At 74.4% G+C, this 16,721-nt stretch carries 13 protein-coding genes; 10 read left to right on the top strand and 3 right to left on the bottom strand.

The features are described 5' to 3' along the window. The first annotated feature begins 37 nt into the window (after positions 1 to 37). From mnmA to AB0H28_RS07400, 4 genes are all read left to right on the top strand, one after another. A complete protein-coding gene (gene mnmA, locus AB0H28_RS07415; RefSeq protein ID WP_358035583.1) occupies positions 38 to 1,114 on the top strand; it encodes a tRNA 2-thiouridine(34) synthase MnmA in 1,077 nt (358 codons plus the stop codon). A gap of 492 nt (positions 1,115 to 1,606) precedes the next feature. Then, positions 1,607 to 2,611, top strand: a complete 1,005-nt coding sequence (locus AB0H28_RS07410; RefSeq protein ID WP_358035581.1) for a methionine synthase — start codon at positions 1,607 to 1,609, stop codon at positions 2,609 to 2,611. Positions 2,612 to 2,647: 36 nt separating this feature from the next. After that, positions 2,648 to 3,016, top strand: a complete 369-nt coding sequence (locus tag AB0H28_RS07405) for a VOC family protein (RefSeq protein WP_358035579.1) — start codon at positions 2,648 to 2,650, stop codon at positions 3,014 to 3,016. 29 nt (positions 3,017 to 3,045) lie between these two features. After that, the gene (locus tag AB0H28_RS07400; RefSeq protein WP_358035954.1) at positions 3,046 to 4,056 is read left to right on the top strand and encodes an ADP-ribosylglycohydrolase family protein; all 1,011 of its coding nucleotides are present in this window, start codon (positions 3,046 to 3,048) and stop codon (positions 4,054 to 4,056) included. A gap of 12 nt (positions 4,057 to 4,068) precedes the next feature. Here AB0H28_RS07400 and AB0H28_RS07395 read toward each other — a convergent pair whose 3' ends face one another. Continuing rightward, a complete protein-coding gene (locus AB0H28_RS07395; protein WP_358035577.1) occupies positions 4,069 to 4,641 on the bottom strand; it encodes a type II toxin-antitoxin system PemK/MazF family toxin in 573 nt (190 codons plus the stop codon). Positions 4,642 to 4,848: 207 nt separating this feature from the next. Here AB0H28_RS07395 and ligA point away from each other — a divergent pair, with 207 nt between their 5' ends. The 4 genes from ligA (at position 4,849) to gatA (ending at position 11,747) form a co-directional block, all read left to right on the top strand. Next, the gene (gene ligA / locus AB0H28_RS07390; protein WP_358035575.1) at positions 4,849 to 6,984 is read left to right on the top strand and encodes an NAD-dependent DNA ligase LigA; all 2,136 of its coding nucleotides are present in this window, start codon (positions 4,849 to 4,851) and stop codon (positions 6,982 to 6,984) included. A 140-nt stretch (positions 6,985 to 7,124) separates the two neighbouring features. Then, positions 7,125 to 9,863, top strand: coding sequence for an EAL domain-containing protein (locus AB0H28_RS07385; RefSeq protein ID WP_358035573.1), 2,739 nt, complete (start codon positions 7,125 to 7,127; stop codon positions 9,861 to 9,863). 106 nt (positions 9,864 to 9,969) lie between these two features. Further along, the gene (gene gatC / locus AB0H28_RS07380) at positions 9,970 to 10,275 is read left to right on the top strand and encodes an Asp-tRNA(Asn)/Glu-tRNA(Gln) amidotransferase subunit GatC (RefSeq protein ID WP_091580658.1); all 306 of its coding nucleotides are present in this window, start codon (positions 9,970 to 9,972) and stop codon (positions 10,273 to 10,275) included. Further along, complete coding sequence (gene gatA / locus AB0H28_RS07375) at positions 10,272 to 11,747, top strand: Asp-tRNA(Asn)/Glu-tRNA(Gln) amidotransferase subunit GatA (protein WP_358035571.1); 1,476 nt, start codon at positions 10,272 to 10,274, stop codon at positions 11,745 to 11,747. Before gatC ends, gatA begins: the two co-directional genes overlap by 4 nt. On the opposite strand, the gene AB0H28_RS07370 is transcribed toward gatA, so the two are convergent. Together AB0H28_RS07370 and AB0H28_RS07365 are read right to left on the bottom strand one after the other, a co-directional pair. Then, positions 11,728 to 12,291, bottom strand: a complete 564-nt coding sequence (locus tag AB0H28_RS07370) for a hypothetical protein (RefSeq protein ID WP_358035569.1) — start codon at positions 12,289 to 12,291, stop codon at positions 11,728 to 11,730. The genes gatA and AB0H28_RS07370 overlap by 20 nt on opposite strands. Before the next feature lie 89 nt (positions 12,292 to 12,380). After that, positions 12,381 to 12,632, bottom strand: a complete 252-nt coding sequence (locus AB0H28_RS07365) for a hypothetical protein (RefSeq protein ID WP_358035567.1) — start codon at positions 12,630 to 12,632, stop codon at positions 12,381 to 12,383. Positions 12,633 to 12,772: 140 nt separating this feature from the next. Between AB0H28_RS07365 and gatB the strand changes: the two genes are divergently transcribed. After that, the gene (gene gatB, locus AB0H28_RS07360) at positions 12,773 to 14,269 is read left to right on the top strand and encodes an Asp-tRNA(Asn)/Glu-tRNA(Gln) amidotransferase subunit GatB (RefSeq protein ID WP_358035565.1); all 1,497 of its coding nucleotides are present in this window, start codon (positions 12,773 to 12,775) and stop codon (positions 14,267 to 14,269) included. A 102-nt stretch (positions 14,270 to 14,371) separates the two neighbouring features. Beyond that, positions 14,372 to 16,720: a pyruvate dehydrogenase gene (locus tag AB0H28_RS07355; RefSeq protein ID WP_358035563.1), complete on the top strand. Its 2,349-nt coding sequence runs from the start codon at positions 14,372 to 14,374 to the stop codon at positions 16,718 to 16,720. Position 16,721: the final 1 nt, after the last annotated feature.

Below are 16,721 nucleotides of genomic sequence, written 5' to 3'. Positions count from 1 at the left end.
GGATACCCTCGGTGATGACGACGAGGGGAGTCAACCGGTGAGGGTTCTGGCGGCGATGTCGGGCGGGGTGGACTCCGCCGTCGCGGCGGCGCGGGCGGTGGCGGCCGGGCACGACGTGACCGGGGTGCATCTGGCGCTGGCCCGCAACCCGCAGACCTATCGCACCGGTGCCCGGGGCTGCTGCACGCTGGAGGACTCCCGGGACGCCCGGCGCGCCGCGGACGTGCTGGGCATCCCGTTCTACGTGTGGGACATGGCGGACCGGTTCCACGACGACGTGGTCGACGACTTCGTCGCCGAGTACGCCGCCGGGCGTACCCCGAACCCGTGCCTGCGCTGCAACGAGAAGATCAAGTTCGCCGCGGTGCTGGACCGCGCCGTGGCCCTGGGCTTCGACGCGGTGGTGACCGGCCACCACGCCCGGCTCGGCCCGGACGGCCTGCTGCGGCGCAGCGTCGACGCGGCCAAGGACCAGTCGTACGTGCTGGCGGTGCTGACCCGCGCGCAGCTCGACCGGTCGATCTTCCCGCTCGGCGACTCCACCAAGGCCGAGGTGCGTGCCGAGGCCGCCCGGCGCGGCCTGGCCGTGGCCGACAAGCCGGACTCGCACGACATCTGCTTCATCGCCGACGGTGACACCCGTGGTTTCCTGGCCCAGCGGCTCGGCGAGGCGCCGGGCGAGGTGGTGGACGCGCTCACCGGCGCGGTCGTGGGCAACCACAGCGGCGCCTACCAGTACACCGTCGGGCAGCGGCGTGGGCTGCACCTGGATCGTCCCGCGCCGGACGGCCGCCCCCGTTACGTGCTCTCGATAACGCCGAAGACCAACACCGTGACGGTCGGCCCGGCGGAGGCGCTGGAGGTCTCCTCGGTGCGGGCCACCCGCCCGGTCTGGACCGGCGGGCCGCGCCCGGACGGGCCGATCGAGTGCGAGGTGCAGTTGCGGGCGCACGGTGACGTGGTGCCGGCCGCCGTCACGGTGGACGCCGACGGACTGCACGCCTCGCTGCGCCGCCCGCTGCGCGGCGTCGCCGCCGGCCAGGCGATCGTGGCCTACCGGCCGGACCCGGACGGTGACGTGGTGCTCGGCTCCGCCACCATCGCCGCTGTCTGACCCCGCCTGCGCTCCCGGCCCTCGGCCTCCGGGGTTGCGGGCTTCCGGGGCTGCGGGCTCCTGAGCCTTCACACTAGGGGCTTCGGGCCCTCGGACCTCGTTCGGCCCGGGCATTCGGGCCTACCGGCCGCCGGGCCGGCGACACGTCCTGGCCGCCGCGCGCCTCGGGCCACGCCGTCGACCAAGTCCCCCGCATGCCTTTGGAGCTGACGTCACAGACGACTCACCGGTCGGTACTCTCCGCCGAGCCGGCCGGGTCGGGGCGGGCTGGGCTGGGCCGGGTTCGCTGGGCCGGCGCGGGCTGGGCCGGGTTCGCTGGGCCGGGGCGGGGTGGGGTGGGCCGGGCGGGCGGGCTGGGCCGGGCGGGCGGGCTGGCCGGGTGCGGGCGAGCAGATGAGTCGTTTCTGATCTCAGCTCCAAAGGCACCTCGGACCGGTCCCGGTGCCGGCCCGTCCGGACTCGGCCTCCGACAGCGGCGGATAGGCTGCGGCGGTGACTGATCAGCAGTGGCCGTGGCCGGCCGGGGCGGCGACCGGGATCGGTTCGTTGCCCGGCACCGACATCGCCGAGGCGCAGCGGATCGTGCTCGGCGAGTTGCCCGCCCTGCCGCACCTGCCGGAGCTGCCCGCCCGGGGCCCCGGCGCGGACCTCGTCGGTCGCGCCGCCGGCCTGCTGGTCGAACTGCCGGTCGAGCTGTACGCGGCCCGGTGGCGGATCGCCCCGCGACCCGGGCGGGACCTGCGCCGTGCCCGGGACCTGATGGAACGCGACCTCGACCAGCTCGCCGAGCAGGCCGAGGAGTACGCCGGCCCGGTCAAGGTCCAGGCCGCCGGCCCGTTCACCCTGGCCGCCACGTTGGAGCTGCCGCTCGGCGGCCGGGTGCTGCGCGACCCGGGCGCGGTGCGCGACCTCGCCGGTTCGCTGGGCGAAGGGCTGCGGGGCCACGTGGCCGCGGTGGCCCGGCGGCTGCCCCGCGCCTCGGTGCTGCTTCAGCTCGACGAGCCGTCGCTGCCGGCGGTGCTGGCCGGCCGGGTGCCCACCGAGAGCGGCTTCGGCACCCACCGTGCGGTGGAGACGGAGGTGGCGCGGGCGCTGCTGCGCGACGTGCTCGGCGCGGCCGGGGTGCCCACGCTCGTGCACTGCTGTGCGGCGGACGTGCCGCTGGACCTGATCCGCTCCGCCGGGGCCACCGGCGTCGCCCTCGACCTGTCCCTGGTCACCGACCTGGACCCGCTCGGCGAGGCGATCGACGCCGGATTCGGCCTGCTGGCCGGGGCCGCGCCGACGCTGCCGCCGCCGTCCGGCCGGGCGCCGACGTCCGCCGAGGTCGCCGACCGGGTCCGCCGGGTCTGGGACCAGCTCGGCTTCCCCCGCCGCAGGCTGGCGGAACAGGTGGTGGTCACCCCCGCGTGCGGCCTGGCCGGCGCCACCGGAGCGTACGCCCGGGCGGTGCTTGCCGCCTGCCGCGACGCGGGCCGGCGGCTCGCCGAGGAGTGAGGTTTCCTGTCGTACCGTGGGGGCAGGATGGCGCACATGATCGGACGACTGCGTTCCACCGTGATCGACTGCCCTGATCCGCGCGCCCTGGCCGGCTTCTACGCGGAACTGCTCGGCCTGCCACTGATCGAGGAGAGTTCCGAGGGCGACGACTGGGTGGTGCTCGGCGGTCCGCCGGGGCACCAGCCGCGACTGGCCTTCCAGAAGGCGCCCGACCTGCGCGCCCCCGCCTGGCCGGACCCGGAGCGGCCACAGCAGTTCCACCTGGACGTGACGGTGGACGACATCGAGGCGGCCGAGCGGGCGGCGCTGGCCCTCGGCGCCCGGCGGCTGCCCGGCGAGGGCGACAACTGGAGGATCTACGCCGACCCGGCCGGCCACCCGTTCTGCCTCTGCTGGGACTGACCTCACCGGGCTTGCGCGGCCCGTGCATGATCAGCACCGTGACCGCCACCACCGATCGTCGTGCCGCCGGCTCGCTCTTCGGCCTGGCCTACGGCGACGCCCTGGGCAAGCCCACCGAGTTCCTCACCGTCGGCGAGATCGTCCGGCGCTACGGCCCGGCCGGCCCGCGTGAGCTGGACGGTGACCCGGCGCAGGTCACCGACGACACCCAGATGGCGTTGGCGGTCGCGTGGGCGTTGCACGACGCGCCCGCCCGCACGCCGGAGGCGGTGGAGCCGCTGCTGCGGCAGCGCTTCGTCGACTGGTCGGTCAGCCCGGAGAACAACCGCGCGCCGGGCATGACCTGCCTGCGTGCCTGCGCCGAGCTGAGCCGGGGCACCCGGTGGCAGGAGGCCACGGTCGCCGGCTCGAAGGGGTGCGGCGCGAACATGCGGGTCACCCCGGTCGGGCTGCTCGACGTCGACCTCGACACGCTGGCCGGGCTGGCCCAGCTCCAGGCCGGCCTCACCCACGGCCACCCGACCGGGCTGGCCGCGAGCGAGCTGACCGCGTACGCGGTCCGGCTGCTGCGCGACGGCACCGCGCTGCCGGAGCTGCCCGGCCTGCTCGCCGCGCGGGCCCACGAGCAGCGCGCGATCTACCGGGACGACTGGCTGGGCGACCTGTGGCAGCGTCCCGGGGTCACCACCGCTGCGGAGTTCATCGCCCGCGGCTGGGACGACTGCCTGCTGGCGCTCGGCCGGCTCGACGCGGCCCTGGCCCGTCCCGACGACGGCGGCGACCCGTGCCGGCTCACCGGCGAGGGGTGGATCGCCGAGGAGGCGCTGGCGACCGCGCTGCTCTGCGCGCTGCGGCACCCGGACGACCCGGTCGGCGCGCTGGCCCGGGCCGCCACCACGGCCGGTGACTCCGACTCCATCGCGGCCCTGGCCGGCGCGTTCGTCGGGGCCGCGCAGGGCATGTCGGCCTGGCCGGCCGGTTGGGCCACCCGCATCGAGTACGCCGACCAGCTCACCACTCTCGCCGCCGCGCTCGACTGAGCGGTCCCGGCGTCACGCGGTGAGATGCGGCAGGCGGCGCACGCCGCGCCACACGCCCGCGTCACAGTCGCCGGCCTTGTCCGCGAACGCGGCGACCGGCACCGGGATCGGCTCGCTGACGTCCAGCCAGCTGTCGTGCTCGGCGTCGGCGTCCCAGCTCCGGGTGGGGATCAACACGTGGTCGTCCCGGTCCGACTTGTCCTGACTGGTGATCTTCAGGACCTCGGCGCCGTGGCCGTCGACCCGCAGCACCAGGCACGGGCGCACCTTCGAGCCGGTGCCGTCGGCGTAGGGCACGTCGGCCCACCAGATCTCCCCCGGGCGCGGGCCGCCGCGGTCCGGCCGCCCGGCGTCACGCGGGCGCGGTGGGGCGCCGGTCCGGCCGCCACCGGGCCCGCCCGCGGCGCGACCACCGGGCGGGCCCCCGGACCGACCACCGGTGCCGGGTCGCCGACCGTCCCCGGGCCGGCCGCGCCGGCCGGTCCCGGCCGAGCGGTCGGCGGAGCGGCGACGCCACTCGCTCCACAGCCATCCCGCCGCCACGCAGGCCACGATCACCAGTCCCCAGATCAGCCCGTCGCGCATCCGTCGCCGCCTTCCGTCCGTTTCGGCCCACCGCCGCCGCCGCGATCGTCGCACGGTCGCGGCCGATCCGCTCCGGTGGCGCGAGGCATGCCGAACCGCGGCGGACGTGCCTGCTCAGCGCGGGTGGCCGGACGGGTGTCACAGCCGACCGCTACGGTTCGGAGGTAGCGCGAGCACGGGAGGTCGACAGCGGTGTCCGAAGGCGGCGTGTCCGAAGAAGCGGTTCCCCAGACGGTCGACGCCGCGCAGGAGGCGGCGGCCGGCGCCGAGCCGACCCCGGAGGCCCGGGAGCGGCACGCCACGCTGAGCCAGGAGCTGACCGAGCACCAATACCGCTACTACGTGCTGGACGCGCCGACGATCACCGACGCGGAGTTCGACAAGCAGTTGCGCGAGCTGGAGGCGCTGGAGGCGGAATACCCCGCGCTGCGCACCCCCGACTCGCCCACCCAGCGGGTCGGCGGCACCTTCTCCACCGACTTCACCCCGGTCACCCACGCCGAGCGGATGCTCTCGCTCGACAACGCGTTCGCCGACGAGGAGTTGGCCGCCTGGGCCGAGCGGGTCGAGCGGGACGCCGGCGGCCCGGTGCCCTACCTGTGCGAGCTGAAGGTCGACGGGCTGGCGATCAACCTGACCTACGCCGAGGGCCGGCTGGTGCGCGCGGCCACCCGCGGTGACGGCCGCACCGGGGAGGACGTCACCGCCAACGTACGCAGCATCCGGGGCGTGCCGGCGCGGCTCACCCCGGCCGACGACTTCCCCGACGTGCCGGAGCTGCTGGAGGTGCGCGGCGAGATCTACTTTCCGGTGGCCGGGTTCGCCGACCTCAACGCGAGCCTGGTCGAGCAGGGCAAGGCGCCGTTCGCCAACCCGCGCAACGCCGCCGCGGGCAGTCTCCGGCAGAAGGACCCGAGGGTCACCGCCTCCCGGCCGCTGCGCCTGGTCGTGCACGGCATCGGCGCCCGCAAGGGCTACCGGCCGGCCGCGCAGTCCGCGGCCTACGCCGCGCTCAAGGCATGGGGGCTGCCCACCAGCGACCGGTGGAAGGTGGTGGACGACCTGGCCGGGGTGGCGGAATACATCGCCCACTACGGCACGCACCGCCACGACGTCGAGCACGAGATCGACGGCGTGGTGGTCAAGGTCGACCCGGTCTCCATCCAGGGCCGCCTCGGCTCGACCAGCCGCGCGCCGCGCTGGGCGATCGCCTTCAAATACCCGCCGGAAGAGGTCAACACCAAGCTGCTCGACATCGACGTCAACGTCGGGCGCACCGGCCGGGTCACCCCGTTCGCGGTCCTGGAGCCGGTCCGGGTGGCCGGTTCCACTGTCGCGCTCGCCACCCTGCACAACGCCCGCGAGGTGGAGCGCAAGGGCGTGCTCATCGGCGACACGGTGGTGCTGCGCAAGGCCGGCGACGTCATCCCCGAGGTGCTCGGCCCGGTGGTCGAGCTGCGTCCGGCCGACGCCCGGGCGTTCGTCATGCCGACCGTCTGTCCGGCCTGCGGCACGCCGCTCGCGCCGGCCAAGGAGAGCGACGTCGACATCCGCTGCCCCAACTCCCGCAGTTGCCCGGCGCAGCTGCGGGAGCGGGTCTTCCACCTGGCCGGACGCGGCGGCTTCGACATCGAGGTGCTCGGCTACAAGGGCGCCGCCGCGCTGCTCGACGCCGGGATCATCACCGACGAGGGCGACCTGTTCGCTCTCGACGCCGAGCAGTTGAGCCGGTCGCCGTTCTTCGTCAACAAGGACGGCACGCTGGGCAGCAACGCCACCAAGCTGCTCGACAACCTGGCCGTGGCGAAGGACCGCGACCTGTGGCGGGTGCTGGTGGCGCTCTCCATCCGGCACGTCGGCCCCACCGCGGCCCAGGCGCTCGCCCGGCACTTCCGCTCGATCACCGCGATCGAGGAGGCCGCCGAGGAGGAGTTGTCCTCGGTGGACGGCGTCGGCCCGACCATCGCCGCGAGCCTGAAGGAGTGGTTCGCCGTCGACTGGCACCGCGACGTGGTGCGCAAGTGGGCGGCGGCGGGCGTACGGATGGTCGAGGAGTCCGGTGACGAGGGGCCCCGGCCGCTCGACGGCGTCACCGTCGTGGTCACCGGCACGTTGTCCGGGTTCAGCCGTGACCAGGCCGCCGAGGAGATCCAGAACCGGGGCGGGAAGGTCACCGGGTCGGTCTCCAAGAAGACCGGTTTCGTGGTGGTCGGCGACAATCCCGGCTCGAAGGCCGACAAGGCGGCGACGTTGAAACTGCCGATCCTCGACGAGGACGGGTTCCGGGTGCTGCTGGAATCCGGCCCGGAGGCGGCCCGGGCGGTGGCCCGGGTGGAGGACTGAGGGCCGGACGCGGCGTATACCAATTTAATTACGACTACGACCGATTCGTGTCTGTCGTGTCGGGGAAAGTGACCCGGAGGGCGTTTCATTGGCGTACGGCGTGTGACGGCGCACGCCACGACCGCTCCCCGGGAGGTGCGATGGCGACCGGCGACCCACGCAACGCCGTCCCGCCTGGGCGGGTCCGGTCGTTCTTCGGCTTCGTCGGCGCGGTCGCCGGGGTCGCCGTGCTCGTCTCGGCCGGGCCGCTGGCCGCGCTCCCGGGCCGGTTGACCGAGCTGCCGGTCGCCTTCTGGACCATGGCGGCGCTCGCCGTCGCCTGCGACGCCCGTCCGTTCGTCCCGCCGGGGCGGCGGCAGACCTCGGCGCTCTTCCCGTCGACCTGCTTCACCTTCGCCATCCTGCTCGGCTGGGGCCTCGGCCCGGCCGTGGCGGTGCAGGCCGTCGCGGTGGCCGTGTCCGGCTGGCGGCTCGGCTACACCGCCTGGCGCACCGGCTTCAACGCCGCCCAGTACGCCTGCGCGCTCGCCGCCGCGTACGCGGTCGGCCGCCTCGGCGCGGGCGAGCTGTTCGGCGGCGACCGGCTGCACTGGACCGACGTGGCGGCGCTGGGCGGCGCCACGGTGGCCTGGTTCGTGGTCAACTACGGCCTGGTCAACTCCGCCATCCGGCTGCGTTTCGGTGGCCGGTGGTGGCCCAGCATCCGGCTCGGGCTGGCCTACGAGTTGCTCTCCACCGGTTCGTTGCTGCTGCTCGCGCCGGTGCTGGTGGCCGCCGCCCGGGCCAGCGCGGCGCTGATCCCGCTGGTGCTGGTGCCGCTCTTCGCGGTCTACCGGATGGCCCGGCTCTCCGCCGAACGGGAACAACTCGCCGACGTCGACCCGCTCACCGGGCTGCCCAACCGCAAGGCGCTGCTCACCGAGGTCGCCGAGCAGGTGCACCTGCACGCCGAGCGGGCCGCCCGGGGCGAGTCGGACGCACACCTGGCCCTGCTGCTGCTCGACCTCGACCGGTTCAAGCACGTCAACGACGCCCTCGGCCACGCGGTGGGTGACCGGCTGCTGGTGGAGGTGAGCGCCCGGCTGATCGACGTGGTCGACGACGGTGAGCTGGTGGCGCGGCTCGGCGGTGACGAGTTCGCCATCGTCGTACCCCGGCTGGCCGGCATCGGCGAGGCCCGGGAGCGGGCCGACCGGGTGGTCGCCGCGCTCGCCGAGCCGGTGCCGCTGGACGGGCTGCCGCTGGACGTCGGCGGTTCGATCGGCGTTGCGCTCTACCCGGAGCACGGCGAGGACTTCGCCACCCTGATGCGGCACGCCGACGTCGCCATGTACGACGCCAAGCACCGCAACGACACCGTCGCGGTCTATGCGCCGGAGTCCGACCACAACTCGGCCGAGCGACTGAGTCTCCTGGCCGACCTGCGCCGGGTGCTGGAGTCACCGCACCGCGCGTCCGGCGGCGAGCCGGCGGGCGTACGCGGGGGTGACGGCGCCGCGCTGGCACCGGGTCTGCCCGCCGCCGGGCCGGCATGCGACGAGCGACGGGGCCACGACGAGCGGCCGGCGCGCGACGGCGGTCCCGGCGGGGTGCGCCCCGGTGCCGGGCCGGTCCGTTGGCGGCTGCGACGTCGGCGGGAGCGGGTCGAGGCGCGACCCGACGACGACCTGATCGAGCGGATCCTCACCGGCGCCGACCCGATCCGCCGTCGGGCCGCCCGCGGCGGCGCACCCGCCGGCCCCGCGGGCTCCGGCAGTGGCGACGCCGTCCGGGCCGCGGGAACCGGGCACGTGTCGCAGCCCGTGCCGGCCGACCCGGCCGTGTCCGCCGGGGCGGTGCCGGCTACGTCTTCGGGCCGGACCGACTCCACTGTGTCCGCCGGTTCGGCCGTGTCCGCCGGGGCGGTGCCGGCCGCGCCTGCGGGCCGGGGTGCGCCGGCCGTACCCGGGGAGACCGTGCCGGTCACCGAGGCGACACCGGCCGGCGGTGCCGCCGGGGGTGCGGAGGCCGCCGGGCGGCCGGATGGCGAGCCGGCCGGGCGGGCCGGCGTGCGTGACCCGGAAGACCCGGCCGGCGACCCGGGCGAGATCACCATGTACTACCAGCCGCAGATCGCCATCGCGACCGGCGAGGTGGTCGGCGTGGAGGCGCTGCTGCGCTGGCGGCACCCGCGCCGGGGCATGGTCGACCCGGGGGAGCTGATCCAGGTCGCCGAGCAGAGCGCGGTGATGCGGCTGCTCACCCGCCGGGTGGTGGACGACGTGGTGGAGCAGGTCGCCAAGTGGTCGGCGGCCGGCCTGACGCTGCGCGCCGCGCTCAACGTCAGCGTGCGGGACCTGCACACCGGCGAGATCGCCGACCAGATCGCCGACCGGCTCACCCGGTACGGGGTCCCGCCGCAGCGGCTCCAGGTGGAGATCACCGAAGGCGCGCTGATGGCCGACCCCCGGCGGGTGCTGGCCAGCATCACCCAGCTGCACCGGATCGGGGTGGGCATCGCGCTCGACGACTTCGGCACCGGCTACTCCTCGTTGCAGCACCTGCGCCGGCTGCCGCTGTCCGAGGTGAAGGTGGACCGGTCGTTCGTGCTGGGCATGGCCGACGACCCGGACGACGCGGCGATCGTCCGGTCGATGATCGAGCTGGCCGGCGCGCTGGGGCTGCGGGTGGTGGCCGAGGGCGTGGAGGACGAGCGCACCTGGCGGCTGCTGCACGCCGCCCGCTGCGACGTGGCGCAGGGCTGGTTCCACGCCCGGCCGATGCCGGCGGAGAAGCTGATCGCCTGGCTGTCGCGCTACCGCCCGGTCCGTCCGGTGGCGGTGGAGGCCGAGGGCCGGGGCGGCCCGGCGGCGGAGGGGGAGTCGAGGGCGTCGTCGTGACGGCGGGACAATAGACTCGCTCCGGTCACCGCGCGTCATCGTTTCACCGTCGTGCGCGGCCGGCACACCGAAGACGTCTCTCAGACAGTCACGAAGGGGGCACCCGATGGCCGCCATCTCCCGCGAGGAGGTCGCGCACCTCGCGCGACTGTCGCGGCTCGCCGTCACCGAGGAGGAGTTGGACACCTTCGCCGGCCAGCTGGACGTGATCCTCCAGTCGGTCGCGCAGGTCGGCGAGGTCGCCGCGGCGGACATCCCGCCGACGTCCCACTCGGTGCCGTTGACAAACGTGCTCCGCGAGGACGTGGTGACGCCGAGCCTGACCCCGCAGGAGGTGCTGTCGGGCGCGCCCGACGCCGAGGAGCAGCGGTTCCGCGTCCCGCGGATCCTGGACGAGGATGTGGCATCGTGACCGACCTGACGAAGTTGACCGCCGTCGAGATCGCCGGGCTGGTCGCGTCCGGTGACGCCTCCGCGGTCGAGGTCACCCGCGCCCACCTGGACCGGATCGGTGCCGTCGACGACCGGGTGCACGCGTTCCTGCACGTCGACACCGACGGCGCGCTGGCCGCCGCGCGGGCCGTGGACGAGCGCCGGGCCGCCGGCGAGGAGTTGGGCCCGCTGGCCGGCGTGCCGGTCGCGGTCAAGGACGTGCTCACCACCAAGGGCGTGCCGACCACCGTCGGGTCGAAGATCCTCGAAGGCTGGCGCCCGCCGTACGACTCGACGATCGTCGAGCGGCTGCGGGCCGCCGGCACGGTGATGCTCGGCAAGACCAACATGGACGAGTTCGCGATGGGCTCCTCCACCGAATACTCCGCGTACGGGCCGACCCGCAACCCGTGGGACACCGAGCGCATCCCGGGCGGCTCCGGCGGCGGCAGCGCCGCGGCGCTGGCCGCGTACGAGGCGCCGCTGTCGATCGGCTCGGACACCGGCGGCTCGATCCGCCAGCCCGGCGCGGTCACCGGCACGGTGGGCGCGAAGCCCACCTACGGCGGCACCTCCCGGTACGGCCTGGTGGCGTTCTCGTCGTCGCTGGACACGCCCGGCCCGTGCGCGCGTACCGTGCTGGACGCCGCGCTGCTGCACCGGGTGATCGGCGGCCACGACCCGCGCGACTCCACCTCGATCCCGGCTCCGGTGCCGGACGTGGTGGGCGCGGCGAAGCTCGGCGCGAACGGTGACCTGACCGGCGTGAAGCTCGGCGTGGTCACCGAGTTCACCGGCGAGGGCGCCGAGCCGGGCGTGATGGCCGCGTTCCGCGAGTCGGTCGAGGCGCTGGCGAAGCTGGGCGCCGAGATCGTCGAGGTGTCCTGCCCGCACTTCAGGTACGCGCTGCCGGCCTACTACCTGATCGCGCCGAGCGAGTGCTCCTCCAACCTGGCCCGGTTCGACGGCGTCCGGTTCGGCCTGCGGGTCGGCGACGACGGCAACCGGTCGCTGGAGGAGGTCATGTCGCTGACCCGCGAGGCCGGCTTCGGCCCCGAGGTGAAGCGCCGCATCATGATCGGCACGTACGCGCTCTCGTCGGGCTACTACGACGCCTACTACGGCCAGGCGCAGAAGGTCCGCACGCTGATCACGCGCGACTTCACCAGCGCGTTCGAGCAGGTGGACGCGCTGATCTCGCCGACCACCCCGTTCGTGGCGTTCCCGATCGGCGCGCGCACCTCGGATCCCTACCAGATGTACCTGGCGGATCTGTTCACCATCCCGACCAACCTCTACGGCGGCCCGGCCATCTCGGTGCCGTGCGGGCTGTCCGAGGGGCTGCCGGTCGGCCTGCAGATCATGGCCCCGACCATGGCCGACGACCGGATGTACCGGGTGGCCGCCGCGTTGGAGTCCAGCGTCGGCACGTTCACCCCGCCGGCTCTGTAGCACCGCCGCCGACCGGCGTCGACGGATCCCCGTCGGTACCGGTCGGCGTTTCCGGGCGCTCCGCCGCGTCCAGGTAGCGGCGGGCCTCCCGGATGCCGCGCCAGCGCCACCACGCCGCGCCCGACCAGAGCAGCACGGCGACCATGGCGATCAGCCGGCTGGACCACCGGGACGCGCCGACCGCCAGCAGCGCCTGAACAGCGGCCAGGACGACGCAGAACCACACGTACCAGCGCTGGCCGAGCCGGCGGTCAGCCTCCCGGCGGGCGGCGGCGTCGACGGCCGGGTCGGTGGCCCGGCCCACGCGCAGCGCGTCCCGCGCCGCGGCGCCCGGGCTTCCGGCCGGGGTACGCATCCGCGGCACCAGTCGACGGGCGAGCAGCAGCGCCGCCGCGGCGCCGATCACGGCGGGCACCGCCGTGACGACGACCATGCCCACCACGTCCTGGAAGTCGTAGTCGCCGTCCGCCACCCAGATCCCGGTCAGCAGCGCGGGCAGGCCGAGCGCCACCGCCCCGACGAAGACGGCGCCCACCCCCACCACGACCTGTCGACCGTTTCGAAAGAGGGGCGTCCTCGGTGGTTCCCCGGGTCCGTCCGGTCCGACCTCCGTCCCGCCCCGGTCCGTCGGGTTCACCGCCGGTCGCGCGACCGGCGCGTCAGCACCAGGGCGGCGGCGATGGCGAGCAGGCCGGGCACCGCGGTGCCGACCACCATCGCGAGCAGGTTGTCAGGATCGCGGTCGTCGCCGGCCACCCAGTACGCCCAGCTGAGCAGCATGGCCAGCAGCCATACCGCCGCGACCGCCAGCAGCACCACACCGGTCTGCCTCGTCCGCGACGGGTCGTCCGGCCGCGGCGTCGAGTCGTCCCCCGTATTCGTCATGGTCGACCCGTACCCCGGTGTCGCTTTTCTCATGCCGGCACGGCGCGCCCCCGCGCGGTGATCTCGAAGCCCGGCAGCGGGGTGGCGCGGCCAGCCGATTAGGCTGGAACGGTTCTGTCCGGATCGCGCCTGGAGCTCAGATGACGACGACACTGCCCGCGTACGACGAGGTCGTCGCGCGCTACGAACCGGTGATCGGCCTGGAGACCCACGTCGAGCTGGGCACGAACACCAAGATGTGGTGCGGCTGCCCGACCGACTTCGGCGGCGAGCCGAACACCCGGGTCTGCCCGGTCTGCCTGGGCCTGCCCGGTTCGCTGCCGGTGGCCAACTCCGCGGCGATCGAGGCGACGATCCGGATCGGCCTGGCGTTGAACTGCTCGATCGCGCAGTGGTGCCGGTTCGCCCGGAAGAACTACTTCTACCCGGACATGCCGAAGAACTTCCAGATCAGCCAGTACGACGAGCCGCTGTGCTTCGACGGCCACCTCGACGTCGAGGTGAACGGCGAGCTGGTGCGCATCGGCATCGAGCGGGTGCACCTGGAGGAGGACACCGGCAAGACGCTGCACGTCGGGGGTGCCACCGGCCGCATCCACGGCGCCACCGAGTCGCTCGTCGACTACAACCGGGCCGGCATCCCGCTGGTGGAGATCGTCACCAAGCCGATCCCCGGCACCGGCGCGCTCGCCCCGGAGATCGCCCGGGCGTACGTCGCCGAGCTGCGCGACGTGATCCGCTCGTTGGGCGTCTCGGACGTGCGGATGGAGGAGGGCTCGCTGCGCTGCGACGTCAACACGTCGCTGAACCTGCCGGGCGCGGAGTGGGGCACCCGCACCGAGACCAAGAACGTCAACTCGCTGCGTTCGGTGGAGCGGGCGGTCCGCTCGGAGATGCTGCGCCAGGCGTCGGTGCTGGACGCGGGCGGCCGGATCGTGCAGGAGACCCGGCACTTCCACGAGGACACCGGTGACACCACGTCGGGCCGGTCCAAGGAGACCGCCACCGACTACCGCTACTTCCCCGAGCCGGACCTGGTGCCGCTGGCGCCGGACACCGCCTGGGTGGCCGAGCTGAAGGCCGCCCTGCCGGAGCTGCCGCGGCTGCGCCGCAAGCGGATCCAGCAGGACTGGGGCCTGTCCGACCTGGACATGGAGTCGGTGGTCAACGCCGGCGCGGTGGAGCTGATCGAGGCGACCGTGGCCGCCGGCGCCACCCCGGCCGCGGCCCGCAAGTGGTGGCTGGGCGAGCTGTCCCGCCGGGCCAACGAGACCGGCGTGGAACTGGCCGACGTGGGCGCCACCCCGGCGCAGGTCGCGGAGCTTCAGGCCCTGGTCGATGCCGGGAAGCTCAACGACAAGCTGGCCCGCACCGTGCTGGAGGGCGTGGTGGCCGGCGAGGGCTCGCCGACGGACATCATGACCAACCGCAACCTGGAGGTCGTCTCGGACACCGGGGCGCTGACCGCCGCGGTGGACGAGGCGATCGCCGCCAACCCCGACATCGCCGACAAGATCCGCAGCGGCAAGGTCGCGGCGGCCGGTGCGCTCGTCGGCGCGGTCATGAAGACCACCCGCGGCCAGGCCGACGCGAAGACCGTCCGTGAGCTGATCCTGGAGCGCCTCGGCGCTGCCTGACGTGTGTTAATAAGGGCCCCCGCCTATGCAGAATGCGTTAAGCGGGGGCCCCTCCTTACCCTCGGAGAGGGCGTCAACGGCGACGCCCCGGATGGAGCAAGCGTGAACGAGCACGTCCTCGACGAGATCCAGCGCCGGGTGCTCTGGCTCGCCACCCGCATCGTCGACGCGGCCAACCACGACCGGGACACCGGCGACGGGGTGAAGGTCGGCGGCCACCAGGCGTCCAGCGCCTCGCTGGTCACCGCGATGACCGCGCTCTGGTTCCAGCACCTGGACGCCGAGGACCGGGTCGCGGTGAAGCCGCACGCCTCCCCGGTGTTCCACGCCATCCAGTACCTGCTCGGCAACCTCGACAAGTCCTACCTGCCGAAGCTGCGGGCGCGCGGCGGCCTCCAGTCCTACCCGTCGCGCACCAAGGACCCGGACGAGGTGGACTTCTCCACCGGCTCGGTCGGCCTGGGCGCCGCCGCGCCGCTGTTCGCCGCCGTCACCCGCCGCTACGTCGACGCGCACTTCGGCGCCCGCCCGCACTCCCGGTTCATCGCGCTGATCGGCGACGCGGAACTGGACGAGGGCAACATCTGGGAGGCGGTCGCCGACCCGGCGACCGCCGGGCTGGGCAACGTGATGTGGCTCGTCGACTTCAACCGGCAGTCGCTGGACCGGGTCGTCCCCGGGGTGCGGATCAACCAGTGGCGCGGCCAGTTCGAGGCCGCCGGCTGGCACGTCGTCGAGGTCAAGTACGGCCGCAAGCTGGCCGAGGCGTACGCCCGGCCGGGCGGGGCGGCGCTGCGCGACTGGATCGACCTGATGCCGAACGAGCAGTACCAGTCGCTGTTCGGGCTGGCCGGGCCGGCCCTGCGCAAGCAGTTCCTGGACGGTGCGCCGGCCGAGGTGGCCGCGTTCGTCGCCGACGTCGCCGACGACGAGTTGGGTCCGCTCGTCACCGACCTGGGCGGGCACGACCTGGAAGCGATGCTCGACGCGTACGCCCAGTGCGACGCGGTCACCGACCGGCCCAGCGTGGTCTTCGCCTACACGGTCAAGGGTTGGGGCCTGCCGATCGCCGGCAACCCGCGCAACCACTCGGCGCTGCTCAGCACCGAGCAGGTGGACGCGCTGCGGTCCGCGAACGGTCTCACCCCGCAGACCGAGTGGGACCGGCTCGACCCGGCGTCGGAGGCCGGCATCCGGGCCGGCGAGCGCCGGGAGGCGCTGTCCCGCCCGCCGCGCGAGCGGGCGCTGGGCGTCACCGTTCCGGAAACCACCCGGGTACGCGCGAACAAGCCGGTCTCCACCCAGGAGGTGTTCGGCCGGGTGCTGGTCGACCTGGCCCGGGACCCGCAGGTGGCGCCCTATCTGGTGACCACCGCGCCGGACGTGGCCACCTCGACGAACCTGGCCGGGTTCATCAACAAGACCGGCGTGTTCGCCCCCACCGAGCAGCGGTCCTGGACCTCCGACCGGATGCTGCGCTGGACGGAGAGCCCCGCCGGGCAGCACATCGAGCTGGGCATCTCCGAGATGAACCTGTTCCTGCTGCTGGGGCAGCTCGGCCTGTCGTGGGACCTGTCCGGCCAGCCGCTGCTGCCGGTCGGCACGGTCTACGACCCGTTCGTGCTGCGCGGGCTGGACGCGTTCCTCTACGGCACCTACTCCGGTTCCCGGTTCGTGGTGGCCGGCACCCCGTCCGGCATCACCCTCGCCCCGGAGGGCGGCGCGCACCAGTCCACCATCACCGCCTCGGTCGGCCTGGAGCTGCCCGGGGTGACGTTCTGCGAGCCCGCGTACGCCGGCAGCCTGGACTGGCTGCTCTGCGACGCGCTCGGGCAGATCGCCGGCGGTGGCGCCCCGGCCGCCACCGCCGCGCCGGCCGAGGACGGGGCGTACTACTTCCGGCTCAGCACCCGGCCGGTGGACCAGGCGCCGTTCGAGGCGGCCCGGGCCCGGCTCGGCGACGCGGTGCTGCGCCGGCAGGTGGTGGCCGGCGCGTACCGGCTGGTCGACGCGCACCAGGCGTATCCGGAGCTGGCGGACGCACCGGTGGTGCAGCTCGCCGCGTCCGGCGCGGTGCTGCCGGAGGTGCTGGCCGCCGCCGCGGAGCTGGCGGAGGAGGGCGTGGCGGCGCACGTGGTCGACGTGACCAGCCTGGACCGGCTCTACCGGGCGTGGCAGCGGACGCTGCGCCAGGGCGTGCGGACCGCCACCGTGCCGAGCGTGCCCGGCGCGTTGCGGTCGGCGTTCGCCGACCGGGTGCCGGTGGTCACCGTGCACGACGCGGCCTCGCACGCGATGGCCTGGCTGGGCTCGGCGGTCGGGGCGCCGGCGGTGCCGCTCGGGGTGGACGAGTTCGGCCAGTCGGGCGGCGTCCGGGAGCTGTACGAGCTGCACGACCTGCTGCCCGGCAGCATCGTCAACGCCGCGCTGGCCGCGCTCGCCCTGCGCTGAC

Source organism: Micromonospora sp. NPDC050980 (assembly GCF_040653835.1).
Classification (GTDB): domain Bacteria; phylum Actinomycetota; class Actinomycetes; order Mycobacteriales; family Micromonosporaceae; genus Micromonospora.
This window is presented reverse-complemented; position numbering and strand designations above follow the sequence as displayed.

Bases quoted from the DNA above. Each gene is read 5' to 3' on its own strand.
- gatC (WP_091580658.1), top strand. From the start codon at position 9,970: ATGGCCGCCATCTCCCGCGAGGAGGTCGCGCACCTCGCGCGACTGTCG.
- AB0H28_RS07385 (WP_358035573.1), top strand. From the start codon at position 7,125: ATGGCGACCGGCGACCCACGCAACGCCGTCCCGCCTGGGCGGGTCCGG.
- AB0H28_RS07395 (WP_358035577.1), bottom strand. From the start codon at position 4,641: ATGCGCGACGGGCTGATCTGGGGACTGGTGATCGTGGCCTGCGTGGCG.
- AB0H28_RS07365 (WP_358035567.1), bottom strand. From the start codon at position 12,632: ATGACGAATACGGGGGACGACTCGACGCCGCGGCCGGACGACCCGTCG.
- AB0H28_RS07405 (WP_358035579.1), top strand. From the start codon at position 2,648: ATGATCGGACGACTGCGTTCCACCGTGATCGACTGCCCTGATCCGCGC.
- gatB (WP_358035565.1), top strand. From the start codon at position 12,773: ATGACGACGACACTGCCCGCGTACGACGAGGTCGTCGCGCGCTACGAA.